The 17,543-nt window shown below is 46.9% G+C and carries 17 protein-coding genes and 1 pseudogene; 5 read left to right on the forward strand and 13 right to left on the reverse strand.

All coding sequences use genetic code 11. The features are described from left to right. The first annotated feature begins 85 nt into the window (after positions 1-85). Entirely contained in the window at positions 86-2,431 is a 2,346-nt protein-coding gene (locus tag ACK5MF_RS02910) for a Tex family protein (protein WP_416919202.1), read from the forward strand. A gap of 110 nt (positions 2,432-2,541) precedes the next feature. Here the strand turns inward: ACK5MF_RS02910 and ACK5MF_RS02915 are convergent, their stop codons facing one another. Both ACK5MF_RS02915 and bioH read right to left on the reverse strand, forming a co-directional pair. Beyond that, positions 2,542-3,012 carry an ATP-dependent Lon protease gene (locus ACK5MF_RS02915; RefSeq protein WP_416919204.1) on the reverse strand — a complete coding sequence of 157 codons (471 nt, stop codon included), beginning with the start codon at positions 3,010-3,012 and terminating at the stop codon, positions 2,542-2,544. 168 nt (positions 3,013-3,180) lie between these two features. After that, entirely contained in the window at positions 3,181-3,948 is a 768-nt protein-coding gene (gene bioH / locus ACK5MF_RS02920; protein WP_416919266.1) for a pimeloyl-ACP methyl ester esterase BioH, read from the reverse strand. 85 nt (positions 3,949-4,033) lie between these two features. Between bioH and ACK5MF_RS02925 the strand changes: the two genes are divergently transcribed. From ACK5MF_RS02925 to cysQ, 4 genes and pseudogenes are all read left to right on the forward strand, one after another. Continuing rightward, positions 4,034-4,783 (forward strand): ComF family protein, encoded by a 750-nt coding sequence (locus ACK5MF_RS02925; protein ID WP_416919206.1) that lies wholly within the window; start codon positions 4,034-4,036, stop codon positions 4,781-4,783. Between the two features lie 92 nt (positions 4,784-4,875). Beyond that, positions 4,876-5,468, forward strand: a pseudogene (gene nfuA, locus ACK5MF_RS02930) (Fe-S biogenesis protein NfuA). A gap of 131 nt (positions 5,469-5,599) precedes the next feature. Next, positions 5,600-6,142 (forward strand): ADP compounds hydrolase NudE, encoded by a 543-nt coding sequence (nudE, locus tag ACK5MF_RS02935; RefSeq protein ID WP_416919208.1) that lies wholly within the window; start codon positions 5,600-5,602, stop codon positions 6,140-6,142. 26 nt (positions 6,143-6,168) lie between these two features. Then, positions 6,169-6,990, forward strand: coding sequence for a 3'(2'),5'-bisphosphate nucleotidase CysQ (gene cysQ / locus ACK5MF_RS02940; RefSeq protein WP_416919210.1), 822 nt, complete (start codon positions 6,169-6,171; stop codon positions 6,988-6,990). Positions 6,991-7,005: 15 nt separating this feature from the next. On the opposite strand, the gene ACK5MF_RS02945 is transcribed toward cysQ, so the two are convergent. From ACK5MF_RS02945 to gspD, 11 genes are all read right to left on the reverse strand, one after another. Further along, on the reverse strand, positions 7,006-7,764 hold the full coding sequence (locus ACK5MF_RS02945) for a type II secretion system protein N (protein WP_416919212.1): 759 nt from the start codon (positions 7,762-7,764) through the stop codon (positions 7,006-7,008). 1 nt (position 7,765) lies between these two features. After that, positions 7,766-8,275, reverse strand: coding sequence for a type II secretion system protein M (locus tag ACK5MF_RS02950; protein ID WP_416919214.1), 510 nt, complete (start codon positions 8,273-8,275; stop codon positions 7,766-7,768). 9 nt (positions 8,276-8,284) lie between these two features. After that, positions 8,285-9,493, reverse strand: coding sequence for a type II secretion system protein GspL (gene gspL, locus ACK5MF_RS02955; RefSeq protein WP_416919216.1), 1,209 nt, complete (start codon positions 9,491-9,493; stop codon positions 8,285-8,287). Beyond that, positions 9,462-10,508, reverse strand: coding sequence for a type II secretion system minor pseudopilin GspK (gspK, locus tag ACK5MF_RS02960; RefSeq protein WP_416919218.1), 1,047 nt, complete (start codon positions 10,506-10,508; stop codon positions 9,462-9,464). Before gspK ends, gspL begins: the two co-directional genes overlap by 32 nt. After that, a complete protein-coding gene (gene gspJ / locus ACK5MF_RS02965; RefSeq protein WP_416919220.1) occupies positions 10,498-11,139 on the reverse strand; it encodes a type II secretion system minor pseudopilin GspJ in 642 nt (213 codons plus the stop codon). Before gspJ ends, gspK begins: the two co-directional genes overlap by 11 nt. After that, positions 11,126-11,479, reverse strand: a complete 354-nt coding sequence (gene gspI, locus ACK5MF_RS02970; RefSeq protein ID WP_416919222.1) for a type II secretion system minor pseudopilin GspI — start codon at positions 11,477-11,479, stop codon at positions 11,126-11,128. The genes gspJ and gspI overlap by 14 nt, the downstream gene beginning before the upstream one ends. Next, positions 11,466-12,035, reverse strand: coding sequence for a type II secretion system minor pseudopilin GspH (gene gspH, locus ACK5MF_RS02975; RefSeq protein ID WP_416919224.1), 570 nt, complete (start codon positions 12,033-12,035; stop codon positions 11,466-11,468). The genes gspI and gspH overlap by 14 nt, the downstream gene beginning before the upstream one ends. 221 nt (positions 12,036-12,256) lie before the next feature. Continuing rightward, positions 12,257-12,700 carry a type II secretion system major pseudopilin GspG gene (gene gspG, locus ACK5MF_RS02980; RefSeq protein ID WP_416919225.1) on the reverse strand — a complete coding sequence of 148 codons (444 nt, stop codon included), beginning with the start codon at positions 12,698-12,700 and terminating at the stop codon, positions 12,257-12,259. A gap of 79 nt (positions 12,701-12,779) precedes the next feature. Beyond that, positions 12,780-14,000 (reverse strand): type II secretion system inner membrane protein GspF, encoded by a 1,221-nt coding sequence (gene gspF / locus ACK5MF_RS02985; protein ID WP_416919227.1) that lies wholly within the window; start codon positions 13,998-14,000, stop codon positions 12,780-12,782. After that, positions 14,000-15,496 carry a type II secretion system ATPase GspE gene (gene gspE / locus ACK5MF_RS02990; RefSeq protein ID WP_416919228.1) on the reverse strand — a complete coding sequence of 499 codons (1,497 nt, stop codon included), beginning with the start codon at positions 15,494-15,496 and terminating at the stop codon, positions 14,000-14,002. The genes gspF and gspE overlap by 1 nt, the downstream gene beginning before the upstream one ends. Beyond that, complete coding sequence (gene gspD / locus ACK5MF_RS02995; RefSeq protein WP_416919230.1) at positions 15,493-17,535, reverse strand: type II secretion system secretin GspD; 2,043 nt, start codon at positions 17,533-17,535, stop codon at positions 15,493-15,495. The genes gspE and gspD overlap by 4 nt, the downstream gene beginning before the upstream one ends. Positions 17,536-17,543: the final 8 nt, after the last annotated feature.

Here is a 17,543-nt window from a genome sequence, read left to right on the forward strand (position 1 = left end):
AGCCGCATATAGTTCAAGACTGGAAATTTCGGCTTCACACCCCCATATAGCCCTATTAGTACCAATGAATTAAAGAGATCTACGGATGAGCCAAGCTATCTGCCAATTGATTGCCAATGAGCTAAACGTTCGCTCAGAGCAAGTCATCGCAGCCGTCAACCTAATTGATGATGGCAACACAGTTCCTTTTATCGCTCGTTACCGTAAGGAAGTAACTGGTGGTCTGGATGATACCCAACTGCGTACTCTGGATAGTCGCCTGTCTTATTTGCGTGAACTGGAAGACCGCCGTCAAACCATTCTTAAATCGATTCAGGATCAGGGCAAACTGACATCTGAATTAGAGCAAGCGATTTCTGAAACTGACAGCAAAACCCGCCTTGAAGATCTGTATCTGCCATACAAACCAAAACGTCGCACCAAAGGTCAGATCGCGATCGAAGCAGGTTTAGAACCTTTAGCAGACAAGCTGTGGAATGAACCGCAGATAGAACCTGAATCGGAAGCTGAGCGCTATATTGCCGCAGACAAAGGCATCGAAGATAGCAAAGCGGCGCTTGATGGTGCGCGAGCGATTATTATGGAACGCATTGCTGAAGATGCTGATTTGCTGGAAAAAATCCGCCGTCACCTGACTCGTAATGCAGAGTTAGTCTCTCGCGTGGTTGCAGGCAAAGAACAACAAGGTGAAAAATTCAAAGACTACTTTGAGCACCAAGAGCCTGTGAGCAAAGTGCCGTCGCACCGCGCTCTTGCGATGCTTCGCGGACGTAACGAAGGTTTCTTAACCCTGACTCTAAATGCGGATCCAGAGCTTGAAGAAACCGCACGTCAGTCTCATTGTGAAACCATTATTGCGGAACATTACGGCATTCATTTGAGCCAAGCACCAGCAGACACATGGCGTAAGCAAGTCATTAGCTGGGCATGGCGTATCAAGGTTTCTATGCATATGGAAACCGAGCTAATGGGCACAATGAAAGAGCGTGCTGAGATCGAAGCCATCAATGTCTTCGCAACCAACCTCAAAGACCTGCTCATGGCGGCACCTGCTGGTCCTCGTGCTACCTTAGGTTTAGACCCGGGTTTGCGAACTGGCTGTAAAGTGGCGGTGGTTGATTCAACCGGTAAAGTGCTTGCAACCGATACCATTTACCCGCATCAACCGCAAAACCAATATGACCGTGCAATGCAGACGGTATCAGCATTAGTCAAAAAACATAACGTAGATTTGATTGCGATTGGTAATGGTACCGCTTCTCGTGAAACCGATGCCTTTGCGGCTGAGATGATCAAACGTGATGGTCTGAAAGTGCAAAAAATCATGGTCAGCGAAGCGGGCGCTTCGGTTTATTCTGCATCAGAACTGGCAGCCAAAGAATTTCCGAATATGGATGTGTCTTTGCGTGGTGCTGTATCGATTGCTCGCCGCTTGCAAGACCCACTGGCAGAGCTAGTGAAAATTGACCCGAAATCTATCGGTGTGGGTCAATATCAACACGATGTCAGCCAATCGCTACTGGCAAAACGTCTCGATGCGGTAGTGGAAGACTGTGTAAACGCCGTCGGTGTGGATGTGAATACCGCATCTCCAGCATTGTTGACCCGAGTTGCTGGCCTTTCAACAGTACTCGCGCAAAACATTGTCGACTACCGTGATGAGAATGGTCGTTTCAACGCCCGAACTGATCTTAAAAAAGTCGCCCGTTTAGGACCAAAAGCTTTTGAGCAGTGTGCTGGCTTCCTGCGCATTATGAATGGCAAAAACCCGCTTGATGCATCAGCAGTGCACCCTGAAGCGTATCCTGTGGTGAAAAACATCGCAGAGAAAAACAAGCAAGACATTAACGCTTTGATTGGTAACAGTGATTTCCTCAGTCGTTTACGTGCCGTGGATTACACCGATGAAAACTTTGGTGTGCCAACCGTTAGCGATATCATTAAAGAGCTTGATAAGCCAGGACGTGACCCGCGTCCTGAATTTAAAACCGCCACCTTTGCCGACGGCGTCACCGAAGTGTCTGATTTAGAGATCGGTATGGTGCTGGAAGGTGTCGTTTCTAACGTAGCCAACTTTGGTGCCTTTGTGGATATTGGTGTTCACCAAGATGGCTTAGTGCACATTTCTGCGCTGACCGATCGCTATGTCTCCGATCCCCGTGAAGTAGTAAAAGCAGGTGATATCGTTAAAGTCAAAGTGATGGAAGTAGACGTACAGCGTAAACGTATTGCGCTTTCTATGCGTCTTAATGATGAACCGGGACAAGACAGCCGTCCAGCTCGTTCTGACAACGCTCAACCTAGGGGAAATCAACCACGCGGAAACAACCGTTCTTCCCAAGGAAATAGTACTGCTCGTGGTCGTAATGACGCTCAAAGTGGCGGTTTTAATAGTGCTTTTGCAGACGCTTTTGCTAAAGCGAAACGCTAAAGTGACCCCAGAGCCTTCAATTCGAAACAAAAGAATTTGACGCTACCAATAAAAATCCCCATCGCTTTTGCCATGGGGATTTTATTTTTCCTGCTGCGAAATGACGATATTCATAATATCGCGATCACTTCTGACGGAATATTTGGCGCCACAGCGTGCCCATAGTGGTACTTAATGACAGTACGTCTGAGAGCCATTTTTCCAGCAGTTACCGCATCATCAATGACACGTTTCGGTAAACGAAACCGCATTGCATAGCCTTTACCTTGCTCTTCACTGTATGTCGACAGTGCCAATAGCTCAAATAGCCTATCGAGCTCACTGTGCCTTTCTTGTTGATAAGAGGATTGTGCTTCATGTTCTGTCACCACATCATAATCAGGATGCTGTGATGGATCCCACGAGGCCCGCTTTCGCCTTTTATCATCAGCTTTTACATTACGTTCCGAGTTGCTTCTGGCCAGCTCAACGGTCGGCAGCACAGGTTCACGAACTTTATTGTCTCGCGCAGCCTGCTCTGTCTGAACGTTCACTGATGGGGCGATAAGTGGCACACTAACGTTAGTCGGTGACACAATCATAGCCGAAACCTCCTCAGTATCGCCCAGCCCAACAAAACAGAGTTTCCCTTTGCCTTATCGGGTTAGCTTATTTATCGACCAGTCCGCACAAATATTTAGCACAAAAATAAAACATATGTACATCAAATAGCTAGCTTATTGTTAACCTTAAACTCGCTGCAAAAGTGATTAACTACGGGCAAAAGTGATCAACTGCTGACAGAAGGTATCCAGTTCGGTCATAAATGGCGCATGAGACGATTCGCTGAAAATGTATTGCTCACTGTTCGGTATCACTTGCTGTAAATCATGGGCGACTTTAATCGGCACCAGACCATCCAAACGTCCGTATAAACGCAGTATTGGTACGGAGATATGAACAAGCTGCTTACGCAAATCGACGTCAGCGAGCATTTTGAGCCCAGCGAACAATGCTTGAGGGTTTGGGGTGGGGCGAGATAAAACAGCTTGCTTTAAGGTTTTCACGTCTTGTCTTGCTGACGGACTGCCCATGGCCTGCAAAGCCATAAAACGCTCAATTGTAAGCTGGAAATCCTCCACCAATTGGTCTGTAAACGCAGCAAGCACATTAGGCTGAATACCACGCCACGGTTTGTCTGCAGCAAATTTCGGTGAAGAGGCAACCGTCACCAACTTGCTGACGTATTGACTGTGATGCAGAGCCATATGGGTTGCAATAAGCCCGCCCAGTGACCATCCAATCCAGATTGCCTTTTGCGGTGCATTAACTATCAAAGCCTGAGCTATCTCTTCCAGGTTTTCAGCATGACAATTCGCACTGTGTCCATATCCCGGGAGATCAACCACATGAACACGAAACTGGGAGCTGAGAATATCAACCGTTTGCTGCCAAACCGCACCATTCATCCCCCAGCCGTGGACCAACACGATATCAGGCCCACTGCCACTCACTTGCCAATACAACTCTGAAACCATAGTCACACACTCTCCTACTAAATTCATTCCATCCATTTTACCGAAGGCACATGATATTGATTCCTTCTTGATTAAGGCAAAAAATATGTTATCTGATTGGTTTCAAAAAGCTAATTTTATACGCCATGCTCTCTTTAGACGAGATGACTCCTTTATACGAGACAGTCTCACGCCGCAATGCCCAATCTGTAAGCTACCATCGGATAATCTACAAGCTTATAGCGTCTGCTCGGCATGTGAAGCTTGGTATCCCCAGTTGCCTCGTTGTCAACGCTGTGGTTTAAAAACACTGGCACCCGTTGATATGTGTGGTCAATGTCTTAGCAAACCACCGATTTGGCATCAACTCTATTGTGTCGGTGATTATCAGTTTCCGCTCAGCAATAGCATCCATCAACTCAAATATCAACGTCAATTCTGGCAGGCGAAACCACTGGCAAAACGCCTGTCACAATGTATTGATACTCCAGCACCTGTCATTACTAGCGTTCCTCTTCACTGGTATCGATATCTGCGTAGAGGATTCAATCAGAGCGATCTGATTGCTCAACATTTAGCTGCATTTCTCGCAGTTGATTATCAACCTCAACTGTTTTCCAGAATATTGAATACCAAAGCGCAACAAGGTTTAACTAAAGCTCAGCGTAAGCGCAACCTTGCCAAAGCTTTTCGTCTTAACCGGCATCCCAACAGCAATCATGTTGCAATAGTAGACGATGTCGTCACCACAGGGAGTACCGTGCAGCATTTATGTCACTTGCTACTTGAAGTAGGCGTCGAAAGGGTTGATATTTACTGTATATGCCGCACTCCTGAACCGGACGAGAGCAGGTAAAGCCCAAGCATAAAAACAAAAGGGCTGGATTCTTGCCATCACAGGAGTAGAATGGTGACCAAATAACCTACAAATGCACTCAGGTATTCGTCGTGTCAAATACTAACACTATAACTATTACTGAATCTGCTCAGTCTCACTTTGCAAAACTGCTGTCACAGCAACCTGATGGCACAAACATTCGTGTTTTTGTCGTAAACCCGGGAACACAAAACGCTGAATGTGGCGTTTCTTACTGCCCACCAGAAGCGGTTGAAGCCAGCGATACTGAGATTCCATTTAACCAATTCTCTGCTTACGTTGACGAACTCAGCCTACCTTTCCTTGAAGATGCGCTGATAGATTTTGTTACTGACAAAATGGGTTCACAACTCACGCTGAAAGCACCAAACGCCAAAATGCGTAAAGTGGCTGATGACGCAAGTCTGCTTGAACGTGTTGAATACGCCATTCAAACTCAGGTGAACCCACAACTTGCGGGTCACGGCGGTCACGTTAGTCTGGTTGAAATCACTGACCAAGGCGTGGCTATTGTTGCATTGGCGGCGGCTGTAACGGCTGTTCAATGGTCGATGTCACCCTAAAAGAAGGGATTGAGAAAGAGCTTCTGGCTCAGTTCGAAGGCGAGCTAACTGCGGTTCGCGATGCAACCGAACATGACCGTGGTGACCACTCATACTACTAATGATCCAATCCCAAAAAAGCTGATGCCACAAGCATCAGCTTTTTTTATTTGTCTCTCCGATGAAAGTGATATTTTAAGTTGCGACATTTTCTCATATAGTAAGAAAATTAATGCAGTAAAGGAGTCAGTGAATGCCGTCCAAGTTACCGGAGATTCTCGCCAAGAATGTGGTGGCTAAATCAAAGCTATTTTCTATCGAAGCACTCGATCTTCGTTTTTCCAATGGCGAACAACGCACTTACGAACGGATGAAACCAAGTAGTCGTAACGCCGTTATGATGGTTCCAATCACTGAACAAGGTGATCTGCTTCTAGTTCGCGAATACTGTGCCGGAACAGAACGCTATGAATTGGGCTTCCCAAAAGGGTTAATGGACCCGGGGGAGACAACGGAACAAGCAGCGAACCGTGAACTGAAAGAAGAAGTGGGAGTCGGGGCACATAAACTGACCGCCCTGAAAGAAGTGGTACTGGCTCCGTCTTATTTCTCGAGCAAAATGACGCTCTTTATTGCACAGGATCTATACTCAGAACAATTGGAAGGTGATGAACCTGAGCCTCTTCAAGTGGTACGTTGGCCTTTAGCGCAAGCTGAAGAACTGCTGACACACTTAGACTTCTGCGAAGCTCGCAGTATCACCGCGCTAATGCTTACTCTGCGCTACCTGCGATAATAACCGCCAGAGTTATAGGAAAGATTATGCCAACAGCCAAAGATCTCTCTCATCTACTGCCAGAAGTCATCGAAATTGCTCGCTCTGCCGGCCAGTTGATACTCGATATTTATGAGAATAAGTCTTATCAGGCATTCACTAAGAAAGATGAAACGCCAGTGACCAGTGCTGACCTCGCCGCACATAAGCTACTAATGGAACGCTTAAAAGAGTTAACGCCGGATATCCCCATTCTTTCTGAAGAAGATGCTGACATCAGTTTACAAACTCGTGAAACCTGGCAGAGATACTGGCTAGTTGACCCTTTGGATGGAACTCAGGAATTCATTGCTCGCAGTGGTGACTTCGCCACGATTATTGCCCTTGTCGAACACAACAAACCGGTGATGGGCGTCGTGTATGGACCTGTATCAGGCGTCACTTACTATGCTTATTCCGGCAAAGGGGCATGGAAGATCCCAGACATGTCTGAGAGCCTGAGAATTCGCACCCATACCCATGAATTGCCAAATCAGTCCATTGCCATTGCCATTAGCCGTCGTCAGGACATCAACCGCATTACCAGCAAACTGAGTAGTGCCTGGAACTATGATTTAGTTCCTCTTGGTTCGGCTGCACTAAAAGCTTGTTTGGTTGCGGAAGGTGCTGTGGACTGCTATTTACGCTTGGGACCAACAGGCGAATGGGATACTGCCGCAACCCAATGCATCGTCGAAGAAGCGGGCGGACGGATTCTCAATACCGCGCTAAAGCCGCTCTCCTACAATGAACGAGAGACATTAGAGAACCCCAACTTCATCGTCTTAGGCGATGCAGACCTTCCCTGGGATGAAATCCTGAAATGCTAGCCACAACAAGGGGAACTATAAATGCCCCTGATGCTTAAAACTGTAACGACCTTGAGCATCGGGTTCAGGTAACCATTTAAGTTGCTGTGCTAACGATTCAGGGAACTCGGCACCCGGTTTAAACCAGCCGTCAGCCTGATAGCTGAGGTTGGGATTCAACTGAGCAGAAAACTCACTGCCCACTTGCTGGCTATTTTGCTTACCTTTCACTGTCAGCGTGTTGTCGCTACATTGCAAATCAGCCATCACTTGGTTGAGCGCTAACACACCCAGTAGTGATTCTACATTGGCAGAACTCCAAACCAATGAGCCTTCAGCGCTTGAACAAAATGGCGCCTGATAACGATATTGGTTAATCGACAGTTCCAATTGCCCTTGAGCTTCAATCGGTAACGAAAGCGGAGCTTGTGCTAACGCAATATCAGCGGGCATAGACACGATGGCATTTTCCGCGTAAAGACCAGATAAACCATAACCAAGCGTTCCTTTTCCACGCAAGCTTAGCTCACTGCCGCGTCCAAATCGTACATCCACTTCCACATTTGCAGCCAATAATGCTGAAGGCTTTAACTGCCAACGCATATCACCGAGATGGCGACCTTGCCAACGCACCTGCTCTGCACTGCCTTGCCAAATCGTGCCCTGAACACCCATCACCTGCAACGGTAAAGGCAATGGTAACTGCTGAAAAACAAACTGCGCAGGGAGGTTTACTACAGCGCTGGTGATGAATACCACAACAAAAACCACGCTGTAGCCTACAACTTTCTTCAATTTATCCGCCTCGTTTTAATTGCAAACGTTGTACTTCAACCACACCGGCTTGTTGAGCGCGTTTGATATCAATAAATTCCACATCCACACCCTGCTGCTCTTGCAAATAAGCAATCCAGGCCATGAGCCGGGAAAACGGCAATGGTTGCACCCACACTTGCATCATTTCGCCACGAGGTTGCACACGAATAAGCTCGATCTTGAACTCACGAGTCGAAGTCGTGATCACTTCATTCAGCGGGGCAGAAGTTCGAACCACGCCCCCCTGTTTGCGCAACATGGTAATTTTTTCTGCGTTATCGGTGACCCAAGTTAATAACTGTTTTTCGCTTTGGATGCGGTTTTGCGCCTGTTCGCTTCGCTCGTTAAGCGGCTGAATCACGCCCCAAAATACCACAGCAACCACAATCAACAGGGAACAGAGAGCAACCATCACCTTCTCACGTTGATTGATGTTCTGCCACCAGCGTTGCAATGGCATCACTAATTTATTCGCTATTTGCTCATTCATTACTAATACCTATTTTTGCTTCAAAACAAACGAACCTGCGACTACGTCACCATTTTTGTTCACTTGCCCTTGTTCAACGATAAACTGCTCTGCGAGCTTCACTCTGGCTTGCTCAAAGCTTTGAAAATCTTTACTTGTGGCCTCTAAGCGCATTTCAGCACGATTGCTGTCGAATTTAACACTCTGTAAATCCATACCCTGAATCGTACCTAATGTGGCAGGTAGTTGACTCATCCACTCCAATAGTGATCCCTGCCCCCCGCCTTGCAAAGCATTCAGTTCATCATTCATTAGACGCTTGAGATAACTTACGGTTGGAATTTTTTCTCGCTCAGGAAACACGCTGCGAAATATTCGTTCACTTTCCGCACGATAGGTTTGCGCTTGCTGCTCAAAACGTTGAGTTTGCAAAAGGTTGAAACCAACAAGCACCACAACAAACAACGCCGCCGCATACACGGTTTTGCGCCAGATACGCCAATACTTCAACGATGACGATTTCACTCTGAAGCTTCCGGTAAGCAAATTGATTTTGCTTAACAAAGCTTGCTCCGTCAGTAATTGCATCACCAGAGCAGAAGGTGTGAACTGCCAATTTTGACCTTCCGCCAAGCTCAACTCAGGCAGTGGAGTAAAGGCCGTAAGAGGTAAGAAATCCTCCCCCTCTTTAACCCAATCTGATTGGCTGAACAATGGCAGCCAGTCGCTATCGACACAAATCCCCTGAGCTTGGCCTTTACGGATCAGCCACTCATGCCCCAATTGCACGGCTGTTAAACCTTGCTGAACGGGCACACAGAGAACATCAGGGAGCACCCGCTTAACGACCACACCGACAGCAGACAGCCCATCAACACAAGATTGCAGAAATTCACGGTCAATCCCCGCAACTTCAACCTTATTTCCTGACTTTTGAATGATACTAAAATGCATATCATCCACATCTTGCGCGACGTCATCTTCTAGCAGATAAGGCAGCATTGACTCAATTTTACGACTCGCACCAGCAGGAATCTCCACTTGGCTCAAGACCACATCACTGGCAGATAGCAAAACGATGGTTGAACGCTGTTCAGCGTATGAGCGGAGCTGTTCCAGTTGTTGCCAACCTGAAACTTCGCCACTGGCGATCACTTCTTGTTGTGTCGAAGACCATACCAACCAAGGAATAATGGCTTCTTTTTGACTACTCAGTCGAACGGTCAGAAACTCGCTCACTGATCCCTCCAAAGCGACGGCGAACTACCGTTGCAGTTTCTCTATTTTCACTATAAAAGAGGCTGCGAATTCTGACGCGCGCCTCATCCACTAAAACTTGTACATCCAATTCAAAATACTGGCTGTCGACCGTCAAATAGCCTTTCGCCTGCTCGATAATGCTCTCGCCTGTTGCGGCGATTTGCGGCTCTGCGAGAAAAGCATCAACACTTCCCCATCCATCGAACGGTCTATTTTCCAATACCGCTTTGGCGTTTGCTTGAGACAAATTAGGGCTAAACATCGCAGCTAGCAGTGCGGCATTTTCAGGAGCCAAAGTATTCACATTGAGACGCCAGTCATCCGTTGGCAATGCACACACATAAGGCGTAACTTTGAGCATCACATCGCCGGTCATTTGCTGTACTGCGCGTAGCTCACTGCTATCGGCGAACAAACTGTTAGCTGCCATGTAAGCTGGCGACATCGACTCATAATAACTATCTTCTACACCGTAAGTGCTTTGTACCCGTTCGTCACTATCAACAAATTCCCGAGTCGAATCAGCAATGACTTCTGCCTGATAGTTATCTATCTCCAGCTCTTCCAACAATGTCTGCCAGACGCTAAGCAGATAGGGCTTACTGTTGCTGCCCGAGCTTGATTCAACGCTACTGAGCACGTTAAGGTTAAAACAGGCCTGTTTATCATAAATTCGCCCGCGTAACTGACCATAATCCAGCGGATACGTCTGTTCCTCTAGCGCCCAGATCTGACTCAAATTGATGGTGTCACTGTCTTTATAACTTTGTTCAATTGCGACATTCGCCAAACTTTCGGCGCCCACACTGTACCAATAAGCTTGCTGGTAATTCACTTGATGACTCGTACGCTGAAACTGAGTAAACAATCGCTCCGACATCGTGGCCGCAATGGAAACCATGATCACCAGTAGCAACAATACAACGATCAGTGCCACACCACGTTGGGAGTGATTACGTTGAGGCTGGTCGAGTTGTAAAGAGTTACGAAGCATCTTCGCCCCCTTGAACAACGCCGCCAGCGACGAAATAAATACGTTCAATTTCACCGTAATCTTTTAATGTCAATTTTACGGCAATGGCATTAGGTAACACCATATTCCTCTGCCAAGTATCGCTCCATTTGCCATCGTAATAGAAACGCATGCTCCAGCTATCTACTTGGGTCAGTATTGGCGTAACAACACCTTCTTGTCCTACTGGCGTGTCTGGATAACGCCACCAAATTTTTTCCAGTACTCCATCTCTGATGCGATAAGCAACTTTAGCAACTTCACCACGGGGAAATTGTTGCTGTGGGTTATTCCAACCTAAACGGGTAAATATGATTCCCTTTTGATCCGATCCCAACAGGGTGTCTTGCCAAATCAAAAACTGCTTACTTGGTTCATCACCTTGAGTACGAAATTGACGTGCCGCTATTTGGCGAAAATCTGCATCCATGAGCACAACGGCTCGATTGATTTCATTTAGCCGTGTTGTCCTTTGCTGTGAAAGCTCATTACTGCGCTGCACCTGATTTAAAACCTGATAAGCACCGATACTCAGACTGGCAAAAATCGCAATAGCCACTAGCACTTCAATCAGCGTAAAACCGTTATTTCGCATTCTTCTACTTCGCGACATAACTTCGCACCGTGGTGATAGGACTGCTGTTTTCATCGACTGCGACACTAACATCAAACGCACGCAGATAACCGCTCGAAGTATCAATCGGTGTCACTTTCCAATACCAAGTTCTCCCTGCCAGCGACTCTGTGCCCTTTTTCGCACGCAATTCACTCGGCGCAAGCATCACTAAAGCCATTTGGTTGTCTATCACCATCGAAGCAAATGTCTTTTCTTCCAGATATTGGACGGTGTTGATGTGTTGACTGACCGCGCGAATAACACTGACCGCAGCAGTGGCGAAAATGGCGAGCGCCACCAACACCTCAAGCAAGGTAAAGCCATTATGCTTTTTCATCTTGCTCTCCCGGCGCTAACAGGCGTATTTGCCCATTCTCTTGCACAACAATTTGCCAACGTTCAAGACCCTGTTGTTTAGGATAAATATTTAAAACAAAAGGGGTGACTTCACCACTGGACAAGATGAAAACCTGTGGGGGTTGCTGCGATTTTTCCTCGGCAAACATCTCTTGGTCGAACAACGTTCCCGCTTCAAATAGGCGGTCATCTTCGGCCCAAACATCGCCACCTAACTGGAAATCGAGCACAACATCCGCAGCAAGTTTCAGTTCTGAACTCAATTGACGTTTTTCCAGTTCCTGCCAGCCATCTGCGGTTAATGTGAGAAAGAGCAACGCTCCTTTGTTCTCATCAACTCGTAATCCGAAATCATGACCGCTTAAAATCGCTTCCTCATTGAGCAACTGAAGTCTTTGAAATAGACTTTGGGCAGTCAGCTTAGCCTCATCTTGCTGCGAAACTGGAAATGTAGCAATAACCGCCACAGTACTGAGCGAAATCAGCACTAGCACTAATAAAATTTCCAGCAATGTAAAGCCACGGGATTGCTTCATGAAAGAAAAGCGGGGGCTACCGCCTAATGTCTGTCAGTTAAGCTCAAAAAGACAGAGTTCTCGTTCCCACGGTCCCCCGTGGGAATGCATACCAAAGCCCAAATAGGCAGTTAATCTGACTTTCTGTTAGTCAAATATGCATTCCCACGCAGAGCATGGGAACGAGGATTCTCTTAACTGCTTGGCATTAGGCTACCGCCCCCTGTCCTTAGTTATCGGTTTTATTGAAAATCTTGAATATTCCAGTTACCAATATCGGCGTTTGCACCTTCGCCACCTTCCTGACCATCAGCACCAAGAGAAAAAATATCCACCGTGCCGTTATCACCCGGGCTTAAATATTGGTAATCGTTACCCCAAGCGTCTTGAGGCAGACGACGAATGTAACCGCCATCACGATAATTGCGAGGCTCAGGATTGGATGGTTTTGTCACTAATGCGTCTAAGCCTTGATCTGTGGTTGGGTAAACACTGTTATCCAGTTTATACATATCCAGCGCATTCTCTAATGCCACGATATCGGTAATCGCCTTTTGCTGATCGGCCTTCTCTTTGTTGCCCATTAAATTAGGTACAACAAGGCTTGCCAGAATACCGAGAATCACGATAACCACCATAATCTCTAAAAGAGTAAAGCCAGCCTGAGTTTTATTACGTTTATTCATTTTTGCTCCATACCGCAAATTCATATTTTTTGTAATTGCTAGAAATAACATTTTCTATGTGAGCCAAAAGGCAAAAGTGTTATCTCGTCATTAAATTGTTCATTTCCAAAATAGGCATCAGTGTCGCCATAACGATAAACAGCACCATCCCTGCCATCACAGCAATCAACGCTGGTGTAAATATGCCTAATGCGATGTTCACTGTTGATTCAAAATTGGCGTCTTGATTATCCGCCGCTCGGGTCAGCATGTTTTCTAGCTCACCACTTTGTTCACCGCTAGCAATCATATGCAGCATCATTGGCGGAAAAAGTTTGGTTTCCATTAATGCTTTGCGCAGGCTGATCCCCTCACGGACTTTTTCAGCAGCAAGCTCGACTTGTTGCTTCGCGTAGTGATTAGACATCACATCCACGGCAATTCTCATACCATCCAGAATCGGAATCGCACTTGAGGCACAAATGGACAAGGTGCGTGAAAATCGCGAAGCGTTTAAACCACGGACAATCTTGCCGACGACAGGCCAAGACATCAGTTTTTTATCCCAACGTAAACGTATATCCGGCTTTCTCAGTGCCCACTTGACTAAATAGACTAGCGCGACAATGCCGACCAATACGTGTAATCCCCAGTGTTGCACAAATTCACTCGCAGCAAGCAAAAACTGAGTCGACGCTGGCAGTTGTTGATTCATCTGTACAAATTGTCCAACAATCTTTGGCACTACCGAAGCTAATAGGAAAGCAACAATGCCGACGGCAAACACCACCAACACGATTGGATAAATCATGGTTTGCAGAAGTTTCGACTGCAATTTTTGACGGTTTTCCGCGTAGTCAGCTAAACGCTCAAGAACGGAATCCAAATGACCTGATTTTTCTCCGGCGGAAACCATAGAGCGAAACAGATCATCAAACATATGTGGGTAGTCGCCAAAACTGTCCGCCAATGTGTGCCCTTCCGTCACTTTAGAACGAACGGCTAACAACACATTGCGAATATGTGGCTTCTCTGCCTGCTCAGATACCGCCATCAGACACTCATCTAATGGCATTCCGGACTGAACCAATGTAGAAAGCTGACGAGTAATGAGCGCTAAATCCGGCGTACTGATGCCTTTCTTGAAACGCGAAGATCCAGACTGAGATTGCTGTGATTTCGCTTTAGTTTCTACCACTTCAATCGGTACTAAATTCTGCTCTTTCAACCGTTGGCGTACCTGACGAGGGCTATCTCCCTCGATAACGCCAGCTTTGTTTCGTCCTCTTTCATCCAACGCTTTGTATTCAAATGCCGCCATCAGGATTCCTTGGATACTCGCATCACTTCTTCGAGTGAGGTAATACCTTGCAGCACTTTATCCAAACCATCCTGACGAATGCTTGGGGTGTAGTCGCGGATCTGTTTCTCGATAGCTTGCTCACCGGACTCATCGTGGATCAGCGCCTGAACCTTTTCGTCGACCAACAACAGTTCGTGGATACCGGTTCTGCCACGATAGCCTTTGTAATTACAATGCGCGCAACCTGTTGCCCGGTAGAGCGTCAGTTGCGATTTTTTCTTCACAGCAAACAGTTTTTTCTGTGAATCGTCGGCTTGATAGGCTTCTTTACAGTCAGGACATAAGGTGCGAACCAATCGTTGCGCCAGTACACCAAGCAGTGACGATGAAAGTAGAAAAGGCTCAATCCCCATATCACGTAAACGGGTAATTGCACCGATGGCAGTATTGGTGTGCAAAGTCGACATCACTAAGTGACCAGTTAAAGAAGCCTGAACCGCAATTTGTGCCGTTTCTAGGTCACGAATTTCACCAACCATCACCACATCAGGGTCTTGGCGCAGAATAGCTCTTAAACCGCGGGCAAAGGTCATATCGACTCTTGGGTTCACTTGTGTTTGCCCAATGCCATCAATATCAAACTCTATCGGATCTTCAACAGTAAGAATATTGCGTTCATTGCAGTTGATCTCCTGCAAACCTGCGTATAACGTCGTCGATTTACCAGAACCAGTCGGGCCGGTAACCAGCAGAATACCATGAGGTCTTTCAATCAATTGACGGAAGCTGTCCTGAATTGATGGCGTCATACCTAAACTGTGTAAATCAAGACGCGTTGCATTCTTGTCTAACAGACGCATCACCACCCGTTCGCCGTGAGAAGAGGGCATGGTTGAAACACGAACGTCCACCGCTCTGCCACCAATACGTAAGGAGATACGACCATCTTGCGGAACGCGTTTTTCAGCAATGTCGAGCTTCGCCATAACTTTCACACGCGAAACCAGTAAAGGAGCGAGTTTGCGGCTCGGACTTAGCACGTCACGTAATACACCATCAACACGGAAGCGGATCGACAATGACTTTTCGAACGTTTCGATATGAATATCGGAAGCGCCTTCTTTAATCGCTTCACCGAGCATGGCGTTAATCAGTTTGATGATCGGAGCATCATCTTCTGACTCGAGCAAATCTTCGCTTTGTGGCAGCTCTTCTGCCAGAGAGAAGAAGTCATCACTGTCGGCGCCAATATCTTCCATTAACTGGCGCGCTTCAGAAGAGTCTCGTTGATAAACCTGTGTCAGCTTGCTTTCAAACTCACTGGCACTCAGCGCCACCAATTGAAAACGACCGCGAACCACACGTTTCACTTCCGCCAGTGCAACCATCGAAACCGGAGCAACGTAATAGACACAAGCACCGGCCTGAGTCGAGTCCCACTCCAGAACCAACTTGAAGCGGTTAGCGAAACTAAACGGCAAACGCCGAATAATGGATGCGACAGCTTCTGTCATTGCTTCGCTTCCATTTGACCGGCATCAATTTGATCAAGAAATGCTTGGATCTCCGCCGGATGACGGCGTTCTTCACCGAACTTAGGCAATACTGGAATATTGCTGTTGTCCATCAGTTTCAAACCTTGTTCGGCTTTGAACAGTTGTTCGGCACGAATGTAATTGTATTTACGTTGCGTGACACCATCTGCTGTCATGCCATCACGAATAATGGTTGGCTTGATAAACACCATCAGGTTTTTCTTTTCTACCTGCGTACTGGTGGATTTAAACAGATAGCCAAGCAGCGGAATATCGCCTAACAGTGGTACTTTGGATTCACTTTCCAGCGCTCGCTCATCGATCAAACCGCCTAATACCAGCATCTGACCATCTTGCACCATTACCGAGGTATTCAGTTGACGTTTAGCAAAACGGACGTCTACCGCACCATTTGCGCCTAAAACGTTCGATACCTCTTGCTCAATTTTCAGTTGCACTGAATCGCCTTCGTTGATTTGTGGCACCACTTTCAGTTTGATACCCACTTCTTTGCGGTCAACCGTCTGGAATGGGTTCTCATTGTTTGAGCTCGCCGCAGAGCCGGTAATCACTGGCACTTCTTCACCAACGATAAAAGAGGCTTCGCCATTATCCATTACCGTAATACTGGGTGATGAAAGAATGTTGGAGTTGGAATCACTCGATACCGCACTCAATAGTGCCGTCCAGTCGCCCATCATAATGCTTACCGCCGCGCCATTGATGCCCGATAGTGCTGAAGCTAAGGTGCTGTAGTCGCCGGATTCGGTAGAATCGTAAGGGTGACGGTTACCGGCAGAATCATAATAGTATTCCGTTGTGGTTTGATCTTTCGCTTCTTCTAGACCAACCATAACCTGACCGATAGAGGCGCCAGTATTGCCATACTGGATAACAGAGCCACTCTCCAAAGAACCCCATTGCACCCCAAGATTAATACCGTCGCCTTCTGACATCTCAACAATCAAAGCTTCGATAAGCACCTGAGCACGACGAATATCCAACTGAGATATCACGTCCAGCATGGCATTCATAATGTCTTGGGGAGCGGTGATAACCAGTGAATTGGTGCCTTTGTGGGCCGCGATCATCACTTCGTTGTTTTTTGCACTTGTGGTTTTCTGTCCGCCTTGCTGCTCTTTGGCTTGCAGGTTCTCTGAGACCCCTTTCAGCACATCCACCAGCTCTTCGGCTTTGGCATACTTAAGATAGACCACGCGGTTATTGCCTTTCGTCGCCATCTCTACATCCAGCTTGTTAATCAAGCTTTTTAGACGTTGACGAACTTTAGGATCACCGGAAATAAGAATGGCATTAGTACGGTCATCCGCCACCAATTTGGGCTGCAAAAATTCGGGGGTATTTTTCGCATCGGTGGTTTTGTTTAACGCTTCAACGATACGCACCATTTCTGCCGCCGAAGCATTCTTAAGCTCCACCACTTCAATATCTTTATCGCCGGCCTGGTCAACACGATGAATGATATCTGCCAAACGATTTACCACCGCAGCCCGCCCGGTAATCAGAATGATATTGGCTGGGCCATAATGAACAACGTTACCCGCGCCAGCATTGTCAATCAGTTGGCGTAACAGTGGTGAAAGCTCGCGTACCGAGACGTTTTTAACCGCAACCACTTGCGTGACGACGCTGTCGCCTGACGCACGATCATTATCGCCCAATACCGGTACTGGCGACGTTTTGGCATCTTTCGCTTTGACCACTTTCAGGACACCGTTATCCATTTCGATAACCGCGAAACCATACACTTCAAGGACATTTAAAAAGAAGCTGTAATATTGTTCTTCATTGAGCGTATCGTAACTGCGTACATCGATTTTCCCGCGCACTGACGGATCAACGATGATGGTTTTTTCAAGGTTACGTCCAACGATATTGACGAACTCCTGAATGTCGGTGCCTTTAAAGCTCGCACTAAATTCACTGGCTAATACTGCAGGTGAAATTAATAAGCTGCTGGCTATCAGCCACACACTTTTTTTAAGCCAATGCTTCACAAATACTC

The organism is Vibrio sp. (assembly GCF_047973365.1).
Classification (GTDB): domain Bacteria; phylum Pseudomonadota; class Gammaproteobacteria; order Enterobacterales; family Vibrionaceae; genus Vibrio.

Coding starts and splice junctions, on each gene's coding strand:
- ACK5MF_RS02910 (WP_416919202.1), top strand. CDS start 86: ATGAGCCAAGCTATCTGCCAATTGATTGCCAATGAGCTAAACGTTCGC.
- ACK5MF_RS02915 (WP_416919204.1), bottom strand. CDS start 3,012: ATGATTGTGTCACCGACTAACGTTAGTGTGCCACTTATCGCCCCATCA.
- bioH (WP_416919266.1), bottom strand. CDS start 3,948: ATGGTTTCAGAGTTGTATTGGCAAGTGAGTGGCAGTGGGCCTGATATC.
- ACK5MF_RS02925 (WP_416919206.1), top strand. CDS start 4,034: ATGTTATCTGATTGGTTTCAAAAAGCTAATTTTATACGCCATGCTCTC.
- nudE (WP_416919208.1), top strand. CDS start 5,600: ATGCCGTCCAAGTTACCGGAGATTCTCGCCAAGAATGTGGTGGCTAAA.
- cysQ (WP_416919210.1), top strand. CDS start 6,169: ATGCCAACAGCCAAAGATCTCTCTCATCTACTGCCAGAAGTCATCGAA.
- ACK5MF_RS02950 (WP_416919214.1), bottom strand. CDS start 8,275: ATGAATGAGCAAATAGCGAATAAATTAGTGATGCCATTGCAACGCTGG.
- gspK (WP_416919218.1), bottom strand. CDS start 10,508: ATGCTTCGTAACTCTTTACAACTCGACCAGCCTCAACGTAATCACTCC.
- gspJ (WP_416919220.1), bottom strand. CDS start 11,139: ATGTCGCGAAGTAGAAGAATGCGAAATAACGGTTTTACGCTGATTGAA.
- gspI (WP_416919222.1), bottom strand. CDS start 11,479: ATGAAAAAGCATAATGGCTTTACCTTGCTTGAGGTGTTGGTGGCGCTC.
- gspH (WP_416919224.1), bottom strand. CDS start 12,035: ATGAAGCAATCCCGTGGCTTTACATTGCTGGAAATTTTATTAGTGCTA.
- gspG (WP_416919225.1), bottom strand. CDS start 12,700: ATGAATAAACGTAATAAAACTCAGGCTGGCTTTACTCTTTTAGAGATT.
- gspF (WP_416919227.1), bottom strand. CDS start 14,000: ATGGCGGCATTTGAATACAAAGCGTTGGATGAAAGAGGACGAAACAAA.
- gspE (WP_416919228.1), bottom strand. CDS start 15,496: ATGACAGAAGCTGTCGCATCCATTATTCGGCGTTTGCCGTTTAGTTTC.